General features: G+C 72.0%; 3 protein-coding genes and 1 pseudogene. All 4 read right to left on the bottom strand.

Annotation, left to right across the window (positions count from 1 at the left end):
* Positions 1 to 296: 296 nt before the first annotated feature.
* Entirely contained in the window at positions 297 to 2,426 is a 2,130-nt protein-coding gene (locus ACLIYP_RS29220) for a 3-hydroxyacyl-CoA dehydrogenase NAD-binding domain-containing protein (RefSeq protein ID WP_412716094.1), read from the bottom strand.
* 73 nt (positions 2,427 to 2,499) lie between these two features.
* A complete protein-coding gene (locus tag ACLIYP_RS29225) occupies positions 2,500 to 3,714 on the bottom strand; it encodes a thiolase family protein (protein ID WP_412716095.1) in 1,215 nt (404 codons plus the stop codon).
* 233 nt (positions 3,715 to 3,947) lie between these two features.
* Complete coding sequence (locus ACLIYP_RS29230; protein ID WP_412716096.1) at positions 3,948 to 4,220, bottom strand: hypothetical protein; 273 nt, start codon at positions 4,218 to 4,220, stop codon at positions 3,948 to 3,950.
* Between the two features lie 118 nt (positions 4,221 to 4,338).
* Positions 4,339 to 4,633: pseudogene (locus ACLIYP_RS29235) on the bottom strand (ribonuclease D); the annotation flags it as partial.

A 4,633-nucleotide genomic window follows, 5' to 3' on the forward strand; every position in this document is an offset into this window, starting at 1 on the left:
CGACCACAGAGCTCTACACACGTCCCCTCACCGACGCTCTTCCGATCTGGTCCCGCCACCAGCCGTCCGGCACCGAGCCGACGACGTTGGCGGCGTCCACGACGAGCAGGGGGCGCAGGCTTCCGGGCATGGCCCAAGGGTGCCACGGCCACCGCCCGGCCACGGCCTGAGCACCGCCCGGCCACCGTCCCGGAGCCCTGTCCACGCGCCTGGTCCCCGCGCACGCGACGGCGCCCGCCCGCACTCGGGGTGCGGACGGGCGCCGTGGGGCGGGGCAGCGGAGCCGCCCCGGTGCGTCAGTTCGGGACGCTCGCCACGCCCGGCTCCAGGAACCGCTTGCCGGCGACGCGCTCGGAGACGCCCTCGCGGTCCAGGTACGGCGTGATGCCGCCCAGGTGGAAGGGCCAGCCCGCGCCGGTGATCAGGCACAGGTCGATGTCCTGCGCCTCGGCGACGACGCCCTCGTCGAGCATCAGGCGGATCTCCTCGGCGATCGCGTTCAGCGCGCGCTCGCGGACCTGCTCCTCGGTCAGCACCGTGTCACCGGTCTCGAACAGGGCGGCGACCTCCGGGTCCAGCTCCGGCTTGCCGGAGTCGTACACGTAGAGGTTGCGCTTGCCCGCCTTGACGACGCGGCCCAGGTTCTCCGAGACGCCGAAGCGGTCGGGGAACGCGGCGTTGAGGGTGCCCGCCACATGGTGGGCGACGGCCGGGCCGACCAGCTCCAGCAGGACGATCGGCGACATGGGCAGGCCCAGCGGAGCCAGCGCCCGGTCGGCGACCTCGACGGGGGTGCCCTCGTCGATGGAGCGCAGCACCTCGCCCAGGAAGCGGGTCAGGATGCGGTTGACGACGAACGCCGGGGCGTCCTTGACCAGCACGGCCGTCTTCTTCAGCGACTTGGCGACCGCGAAGGCCGTCGCCAGCGAGGCGTCGTCGGTCTGCTCGGCGCGGACGATCTCCAGCAGCGGCAGCACGGCGACGGGGTTGAAGAAGTGGAAGCCCACGACCCGCTCGGGGTGCTCGAGCTTGCCCGCCATCTCGGTGACCGACAGCGAGGAGGTGTTGGTGGCCAGGATGGCGTGCTCGGGCACGACCGCCTCGACCTCGGCGAACACCTGCTGCTTGACGCCCATCTCCTCGAAGACGGCCTCGATGACGAAGTCGGCGTCGCCGAAGGCGGCGGCCTTGTCCAGCGAGCCGGTGACCAGGGCCTTGAGCCGGTTGGCCTTGTCCTGGTTGACGCGCCCCTTGAGCAGGAGCTTGTCGATCTCCTCGTGGACGTAGCCCACGCCCTTGTCGATCCGCTCCTGGTCGATGTCGGTCAGCACGACCGGCACCTCCAGGCGGCGGGCGAACAGCAGCGCCAGCTGCGAGGCCATCAGACCGGCGCCGACGACGCCGACCTTGGTGACCGGGCGGGCCAGCTTCTTGTCCGGGGCGCCGGCCGGGCGCTTGGCGCGCTTGTTGACCAGGTTGAAGGCGTACAGGCCGCTGCGCAGCTCCTCGCCCATGATCAGGTCGGCAAGGGCGCGGTCCTCTGCGTCGAAGCCCTGCCGCAGGTCGCCGTTCTTCGCCGCCGCGATGATGTCCAGCGCGCGGTAGGCGGCCGGGGCCGCGCCGTGCACCTTGGAGTCGGCGATGGAGCGGCCGCGGGCGACGGCCTGGTCCCAGGCCTCGCCGCGGTCGACGTCCGGGCGCTCGACCTCGAGCTCGCCGCGGAGCACCGAGGCGGTCCAGATCAGGGACTGCTCCAGGAAGTCGGCGCCGTCGAAGATCGCGTCGGCGATGCCGAGCTCGAAGACCTGCTCGCCCTTGAGCTGCCTGTTCTGGTTGAGCGAGTTCTCGATGATCACCGAGACGGCGCGGTCGGCGCCGACCAGGTTCGGCAGCAGGGTGCAGCCGCCCCAGCCGGGGACCAGCCCGAGGAAGACCTCGGGGAGGGAGAAGGCCGGGATGGCCCGCGAGACGGTGCGGTAGGTGCAGTGCAGGCCCACCTCCACGCCGCCGCCCATCGAGGCGCCGTTGTAGTAGGCGAAGGTCGGCACGGCCAGGGAGGACAGCCGCTTGAAGACGTCGTGGCCGCCCTTGCCGATGGCCAGCGCGTCCTCGTGGCGCTTGATGACCTCCACGCCCTTGAGGTCGGCGCCGACGGCGAAGATGAACGGCTTGCCGGTCACGCCGACACCGGCGATCTCGCCCCTGGCGGCCTCGGCCTCGACCTGGTCGATCGCCTTGTCGAGGTTGACCAGCGACTGCGGGCCGAGCGTGGTGGGCTTGGTGTGGTCCAGGCCGTTGTCCAGGGTGATGAGCGCGAAGCGGCCCGCGCCCTGGGGGAGGTCGAGGTGGCGTACGTGGGCGCTGGTGACGACCTCGTCGGGGAAGAGCTCGGCTGCGCCCTTCAGCAGTTCGGCGGTGTTGCTCATGCCACTCCCTCGCCGCGCTCGGTCGAGCACTCGCAAGTGCTGCTGTTCTTCACTGTTCGCTCGCTCCGCTCGCTCACTTGCCCTCCCAGTGGGGGTTCTCCCAGATCACGGTGCCGCCCATGCCGAAGCCGACGCACATGGTGGTCAGGCCGTAGCGGACGTGCGGCTGCTCCTCGAACTGCCGCGCGAGCTGCGTCATCAGACGCACGCCCGAGGAGGCCAGCGGGTGGCCGAACGCGATGGCGCCGCCGTACTGGTTGACGCGCGGGTCGTCGTCGGCGATGCCGTAGTGGTCCAGCAGGGCCAGCACCTGGACGGCGAAGGCCTCGTTGACCTCGAACAGGCCGATGTCGCCGATCGACAGACCGGCCTTGGCCAGCGCCTTCTCGGTGGAGGGGATCGGGCCGACGCCCATGACCTCCGGCTCCACACCGGCGAAGGCGTAGGAGACCAGGCGCATCTTGACCGGCAGGCCCAGCTCGCGGGCCACGTCCTCGGCGGCGAGCAGGGATGCGGTGGCACCGTCGTTGAGACCGGCGGCGTTGCCCGCGGTGACCCGGCCGTGCGCGCGGAAGGGGGTCTTGAGGTTCGCGAGCTGCTCCAGGGTGGTGCCCGGGCGCATGGGCTCGTCGGCGGTGGCCAGGCCCCAGCCGGTCTCCCCGGCCTCCTCGCTGGTGCGGCGCACGGAGATCGGCACCAGGTCGGCCTGGATCTTGCCGTCGGCGTACGCCTTGGCGGCCTTCTCCTGGCTGCGCACGGCGTACTCGTCGGCGCGCCGCTTGGTGATGTGCGGGTAGCGGTCGTGGAGGTTCTCCGCCGTCATGCCCATGAACAGGGCGGACTGATCGACCAGCTTCTCGGAGACGAAGCGAGGGTTGGGGTCCACGCCCTCGCCCATCGGGTGGCGGCCCATGTGCTCGACACCGCCCGCGACCACGACGTCGTACGCGCCGAAGGCGATCGACCCGGAGGTCGTCGTCACGGCGGTCATGGCGCCGGCGCACATGCGGTCGATGGAGTAGCCCGGCACCGTCGTCGGCAGTCCGGCCAGGATGCCGGCGGTGCGGCCCAGGGTCAGGCCCTGGTCGCCGATCTGGGTCGTCGCGGCGATGGCGACCTCGTCGATGCGCTCCGGGGGCAGGTCCGGGTTGCGGCGCAGCAGCTCACGGATGCACTTGACGACCAGGTCGTCGGCGCGCGTCTCGTGGTAGATGCCCTTCGGGCCCGCCTTGCCGAACGGGGTCCGGACGCCGTCGACGAAGACGACGTCCCTAGCGGTACGAGGCACGTTGGCTCTCCTCCAGGGGTGCGGTGGTACGCCGTACGGCGCGCTTCCCGGAGCTTATGCTACTTGTCGGTAACTCCGAGGTGGACAGCCCCTCTCCCAGGGAGTCGCACGTCACACTTCCGGGTGTACGGCGGGCCGGTCCGCCGGGTGGCGAAGCACGGGCCCGCCCCGGAGGGGGCGGGCCCGGAGAAGCGGTGCGCGCCCGGGCCCGGAGGCCGTACGCGCCCGGGAACTCAGACGCCGTACATGCCCTGGAATGCCACGATGCCCAGGATCACACCGGCGACCAGGCCCGCGGCGGAGACCCCGATGGCGGTCTTGGCCAGCCGCTCGCCCTTGGAGTTGGCGATCACGCCGCAGACGATCCCCGCGATGCCGAAGAGCGGCGGGCAGAAGAGGAAGGCGACGCAGCCGAGCACGATGCCGACGATGCTGAGCGTGTTGGACGGGTTCGGCTGCGGCGGCTGCGGCGGGTACGGCTGGTTCGGGTAGTTCGGATAGGACATTCCTCATCCCCCCTGGGTTGTCAACGGGAGATCACCCTATGTGGGACCCGTGTGCGAGCGGAAGTCCGGTCCCCTCCTTCCGCCGGGCGGTGAGGGGACCGGGGACCGGAGGCTTCCGTCAGACGTCGGAGGGGGCGGCCGACAGCGCGGCCGTCAGCAGCGGCGCCGTCTGCTCGACCTGCCACCGCCGGGCGCCGAGGGCGCCCAGCGCCCGCGCGACCGCTGCCTCGGACGCCTCGCCCGGGGGCTCCCAGCACAGCCGCCGCACGGTGTCGGGGGAGAGCAGGTTCTCCTGGGGGAGGTTCAGCTCCTCCGCGCGTGCCGTCACCGCCGCCCGCGCCGCGGCGAGCCGGGCCGCGGCGACCGGGTCCTTGTCGGCCCAAGCGCGCGGGGGCGGCGGGCCGGCCGGCGTC

This window comes from Streptomyces nanhaiensis (genome assembly GCF_046614825.1).
Classification (GTDB): Bacteria; Actinomycetota; Actinomycetes; order Streptomycetales; family Streptomycetaceae; genus Streptomyces; species Streptomyces radiopugnans.